Source organism: Nocardia sp. NPDC049707 (genome assembly GCF_040674855.1).
Classification (GTDB): Bacteria; Actinomycetota; Actinomycetes; order Mycobacteriales; family Mycobacteriaceae; genus Nocardia.
In genome coordinates this window covers 1-5,155 of sequence record NZ_JBFANN010000105.1, presented here as the reverse complement: position 1 = coordinate 5,155, position 5,155 = coordinate 1, and the positions used below count along the sequence as shown (strand labels likewise).

Below are 5,155 nucleotides of genomic sequence, written 5' to 3'. Positions count from 1 at the left end.
CGGCGGCGTCGAAGCGCATGCGACGAAGTCGCGAGTCTCGACGACTCGGACGCGAGACTGAAGGGGGCCGCGAACCCGCCGCGCCCGCGCGGCCAAAAACACAGCTAATGTGCTCGCATGAGTAGCAACATCACCCTCCTTCGTGGCCTGGATCCTGCGCCTACCGAGCAGGAAATCTATGCTGCCGCAGTGCAGTACGTGCGTACGGTCGGTGGCGTGTCCGGCCTGAGCACCACAACCAAGGCAGCCGTCGACAAGGCGGTGAACGCCATCGCGGCAGCGACCACGCAATTGCTCGCGGATCTACCGGATGTGCGGGTCGCACCGGTCACCGAACCACCGCTGCGCCACGATCGCGAGGTCGCGGAGGCGGAGTAGTTCGTAGCTTTTCAAGGTAGGGCGTCTGCGCCGTAAGTGGCGACGCAGGCCAGTGCGATCTCCAGCGGCAGACTGCGCGCTCCGATCGGATGGCCGAGCAGTTCCTCGATCCGTTGGATCCGATAGCGGACCGTGTTCTTGTGCACACCGAGTAATTTCGCCGTGGCCTCCGGGCTGCGATGGCTTTTCAGATATGCGTGCAGTGTTTCGCGCAGGCGGGTGGCAGCGACATCACGGCCCGCGAGCGCGCGCAATTCGCGCCCGATCAGACCGCGCATGGCCGCGTCGTCGGCGCCCGCCAGATAGGCGATCTCCACCTCGCGATATGCGGTGACCCGCGCGTGATCCGCCGGACCACGCTCGGCGACCTGCCTGGCCGCGACGGCCTCGTGATGGCTCTGCCGGAACCCGGCGGCCTGCGGCGCGGGCACACCGAACGCGACCCGCACCGGCGGCTCGACCTGACCGAGCACGATCCGCTCGATCGCCCCTGGCACCGCCAATTCGGCGGCATGTGCGTCATCGTCCAAACCAGCCCAGGCCCACATGCCGCTCGCGCCGGAGGCGACGGTGAGCACCTGGCTACTGCCGAGCGCCGTGCCCAATCGCGTCGCCACCCGATCCAGCAGCCCGCTCGACTCTCCGTCCGGCTCACCGGTGATTTCATCGGTCCACAGCACAAATGCCAAGTGCTGCTTGGTAAGTCGATAGCCGAGCCGGACCGAGGCTTGGTCGACATCGAGTTCGGCACCAGCGAGCAGGGTGCGCACGATTTCGGTGTGCCGGTTGAGCGCCGCACGCATGACGCGCTCGCGTTCCTCCATATAGGTGTCGGTGAGCGTCTCCACCGACACGCTGACCCATTTGGTGGAACGCTCGAACAGTCGCAGCATTACCGCCCGCTCGATTTCGGGCGGTGGCCGCCGTTCGTCGACGGCTTCGGTCATGTAGTCGAGTACCGCCTCCTGCCCGATGTGGTAGGTCCGCAGTAGCAGCCGCAGGTCATAACCGCGCCGGGCGAGGGTTCTGGCGAAGGCGTGCGCCTCCTCCGGCAGGGCGAATTCGATGGTGTCGCTGGTGAGGTTGGCGAGCACGACCCTGGCGTGGGCGCGGGTGCTCGCGGCCAGGTCACGGCGTATATCGCGATCGGAGAGTTCCGGAATGTGCGCAATGACCGCGTTGTCGAGGCGGTCGACGAGCTGTTCGAGGGCCTGGGTGCGCATGGTCTCGTAGACGTATTCGGCGAACCAGTCGCGGACCACCGCGCTGTCGGTGCTGATCGCCGCCGGGCGGCCGGTGGTCATCGATCCTCCGAATTGTGCTTCGAGAACAAAAATGCCCGAGTTCGTTGATAAATCAGGCCAAGAAAGTCTCGCAATCTTGTGCCACGATCATAGTCAGTGAACTGATTCACAGCACAACGTCAGCGGGAGAACAGCGTGAGCGATACAGTGCCGGGCCGGGCCGGGGAAAAGACCGCACGAAAGACAACAGCGCCCGCGGCGCGAGCGGCGGGCGCGGAGGCGGTAGCGGAGCGTGACCACGGAGCAACCGGGGAGCGCCGCGAATCGGACACCGCTGCGGCACTGATCGAGGTGCGCAATCCGGGCACCGGCGCGGTGGTCGGCACCGTGCCGAACGAGAGCGCCGACGCGGTCGCGGCCAAGATCCGCGAACTGCGCCTGTACCAGCCGGAATGGGAGGCCATCGGCCCCGACGGGCGCAAGGAATGGCTGCTGAAGCTGCAGGACTGGATCATCGACAACACCGAGCAGCTGGCCGATGTGATGCAGACCGAGACGGGCAAACCACGGGTGGACGCGCTGATCGACCCGGCCTTCTCCGCCGATCTGATCGGCTACTACGCGCGCCGGGCCGCCAAATTCCTCGCCGACGACCATCCCTCGCCGCATAGCCCGCTGGCCCGGGTCAAGAAGTTGACCACGGTCTACGAACCGTATCCGGTGGTCGGCGTGATCACGCCGTGGAACTTCCCGCTGGCCATGCCGGTCATCGATGTGATCCCGGCGCTGGCCGCCGGCGCCGCGGTGATCCTCAAGCCGTCGGAGGTGACGCCGCTTTCGGCGCTCGAATTGGCAAGGGGCTGGGCCGAAATCGGTGCGCCGCCGGTCTTCGCCGTGGTCACCGGCGCCGGGGCGACCGGTGCCGCGGTGGTCGAGAATGCCGACTACATCCAGTTCACCGGTTCGACCGCGACCGGACGCAAGATCGCCGCCGCCTGTGTCGAGCGGATGATTCCCTACAGCCTGGAATTGGGTGGTAAGGATCCGGCGATCGTGCTGGCCGACGCCGATCTGGATCGGGCCGCGCACGGCATCACCTTCGGCGGCATGTTCAACTCGGGCCAGGTCTGCATTTCGGTGGAGCGGGTGTATGTCGAGGCTCCGGTCTACGACGAATTCGTCGCCAAGCTCACCGATGCGGTCAAGAATCTGCGCCACGGTCTCGACGGTCGCGAGCCCAAGCACGATGTGGGCGCGCTGGCCAATGAGAATCAGGTTCAGATCGTGCAGCGGCATGTCGACGAGGCCGTCGCGGCTGGCGCCAAGGTGACCACCGGCGGTAAGCGCACCGGTGTCGGCACCCTGTTCGAACCGACCGTGCTCGTCGATGTCGACCACACCATGTCCTGCATTACCGAGGAGACCTTCGGCCCGACCCTGCCGGTGATCAAGGTCGCCGACGAAGCCGAAGCCGTTCGGCTGGCCAATGATTCGATCTACGGTCTGTCCGCCTCGGTGTGGACCGCCGATAAGGAGCGGGGCGACCGTGTGGCCCGCGCCCTGAACGCGGGCGCGGTGAATGTCAACGACGTCTTCGCCAACCTGTTCAGCTTCGCGCTGCCGATGGGCGGCTGGGGACAGTCCGGTGTCGGCGCGCGCTGGGGCGGTCCGAACGGAGTACGCAAGTACTGCAGGCAGAAGGCGATCACCACGCCGATCCTGCCGACCCAGCAGAAGGAACTGCTCTGGTTCCCGTACCAGATGCCGAAGGTGCTGTTCGGACTCGGCGCGATGCGTGCCGCGGGGGCGCGCGGACTGCGGCGCATCGACATTGCGGCGGTCCTGAAACTCAAGGGAGACAAGAAGTAACCGCCCGGCCGAGCCGGAGGAGATCGCCGATGCGATCGTCGCGCTGATCGCCGAGCCGAAGTCCAAGGTCCAGGTCACCGCAGTGGCCGGATTCCTCGCACAGCTGGTGAATCTGTTGCCCGAGCCGGTGGCCGATGGACCGGCCAGGGCGCTGGAGTCGGGCAATGCCTTCGTCGACCATGCGGACGTGGCCAAGCGCCAGGCCTATGAGGATCGGGCGCGTAGCCTCTGAACCGAGAGACGAAGGCGCCGTGGTCGTGTCATCGACCACGGCGCCTTCGCGCGTTCGCGGACCCATGCGGCGGCAAACGGACCTTTCGGACGAGACGGCAAACGCAATTGTGACTAACATCACTCAAGCTCGCCACCCTCATTACGGCCGGTTTCTCGGCAGTGACCGACCACACTTCAGCGCCGGTCCGACACACCCTTTGAACCTCCCTCCGCCGCATTGTTGCTGGTCATACGCCCAGTTAACTTGCGTGCGACAACGCAGGTCATGGGTGCCAGAGATTCGCCGGGTCGATGATGCAAACGACCATGACAAGCCATATGCTGTGGGTCTAACAAACCTGTCGACTGTTTCGGCTGCCATATCCAGACTTTTCGGCCTCAAAAGGCTGGAAATTCAGGACCGATTCTGATAGCAAGGGGCTATGGACCCGCATTTGCGCGACCTGCGGTATTTCGTCGCCGTCGCTGAGGAACTGCACTTCACTAACGCCGCTCAGCGGCTGCACATCGCTCAACCCACCCTGTCGCGTCAGATTCGTCAGCTGGAACGCCAGCTCGACGTGGTCCTGTTCGACCGCAACCAGCGCAGCGTCGCGCTGACCGTCGCGGGTAAGGAGCTGCTCGAAGGCGCCCGCAAGATCCTGGAGCTGTGGGAAGTCACCAACGTCACCCTCCAGGAGGCGGGTGAGGTGCTGCGCGTCGGCATCCAGTCCGCGCTCGGCCGGGGGCTGATCAATGATCTGGAGAGCGCGAGCGGGCACCGCCTCGCACTGCACGCCGCCTCCTGGACCGACCCGTCCAGCGGTCTGGCCGGTCGGCAAGCCGACCTCGCCCTGGTCTGGCTGCCGCTACCCGATCCGAACCGCTACCGCTGGCAGGTGCTGCGCACCGAGCCGCGCTGGGTGCTGTTGCCGGAGAACCACCCGCTCGCCGAGAACGAGACCGTCGACTTCGCCGATCTCCTGGACGAGCCGTTCATCGCACTACCCACCGAGGCCGGTGCGGTGCGCGACTTCTGGCTCGGCAACGATGCCCGCAATGGCCGTCAGCCCAAGATCGGCGCCGAGGCGGCGACCGCGGAGGACAAGCTGGAGGCCGTGAGCCTGGGCCTCGGCGTCTGTCTGCTGGCCGAGAACAATGTGCCGATGTACCGCTGGCCGGGTCTGACCGCCCGCCCACTCGCCGGCCTCGCACCGTGCGAACTGGCGGTGGCCTGGCGCGCCGACGACAACCGGCCCACCATCCTCGAATTCGCCGCACGCGCGGTGGAGGGTGGTTTCGCGGTGCAGCGTCAGGCTGTGTCTAATTAGCAGCGCCTTCGGCGCTGCGTGTTCGCGGCCCCCTGCTGTCTCGCGTCCGAGCCGTCGAGACTCGCGACTACGTCGCATGCGCTTCGACGACTCGGACGCCGACCTGCGAGCTTCGGCGAC

At 66.1% G+C, this 5,155-nt stretch carries 5 protein-coding genes; 4 read left to right on the top strand and 1 reads right to left on the bottom strand.

The features are described 5' to 3' along the window. The first annotated feature begins 117 nt into the window (after positions 1–117). The gene (locus AB0J29_RS36950) at positions 118–378 is read left to right on the top strand and encodes a DUF2277 domain-containing protein (protein ID WP_364795973.1); all 261 of its coding nucleotides are present in this window, start codon (positions 118–120) and stop codon (positions 376–378) included. Positions 379–389: 11 nt separating this feature from the next. Here AB0J29_RS36950 and AB0J29_RS36945 read toward each other — a convergent pair whose 3' ends face one another. Then, a complete protein-coding gene (locus tag AB0J29_RS36945; RefSeq protein ID WP_364795970.1) occupies positions 390–1,682 on the bottom strand; it encodes a helix-turn-helix domain-containing protein in 1,293 nt (430 codons plus the stop codon). 285 nt (positions 1,683–1,967) lie between these two features. On the opposite strand from AB0J29_RS36945, the gene AB0J29_RS36940 reads away from it, so the two are divergent. The 3 genes from AB0J29_RS36940 (at position 1,968) to AB0J29_RS36930 (ending at position 5,035) form a co-directional block, all read left to right on the top strand. Further along, positions 1,968–3,491 (top strand): aldehyde dehydrogenase family protein, encoded by a 1,524-nt coding sequence (locus tag AB0J29_RS36940; RefSeq protein ID WP_364795976.1) that lies wholly within the window; start codon positions 1,968–1,970, stop codon positions 3,489–3,491. Positions 3,492–3,573: 82 nt separating this feature from the next. Then, positions 3,574–3,723, top strand: a complete 150-nt coding sequence (locus AB0J29_RS36935) for a hypothetical protein (RefSeq protein ID WP_364795968.1) — start codon at positions 3,574–3,576, stop codon at positions 3,721–3,723. A 424-nt stretch (positions 3,724–4,147) separates the two neighbouring features. Continuing rightward, positions 4,148–5,035, top strand: coding sequence for a LysR substrate-binding domain-containing protein (locus AB0J29_RS36930; protein ID WP_364795966.1), 888 nt, complete (start codon positions 4,148–4,150; stop codon positions 5,033–5,035). Positions 5,036–5,155 lie beyond the last annotated feature (120 nt).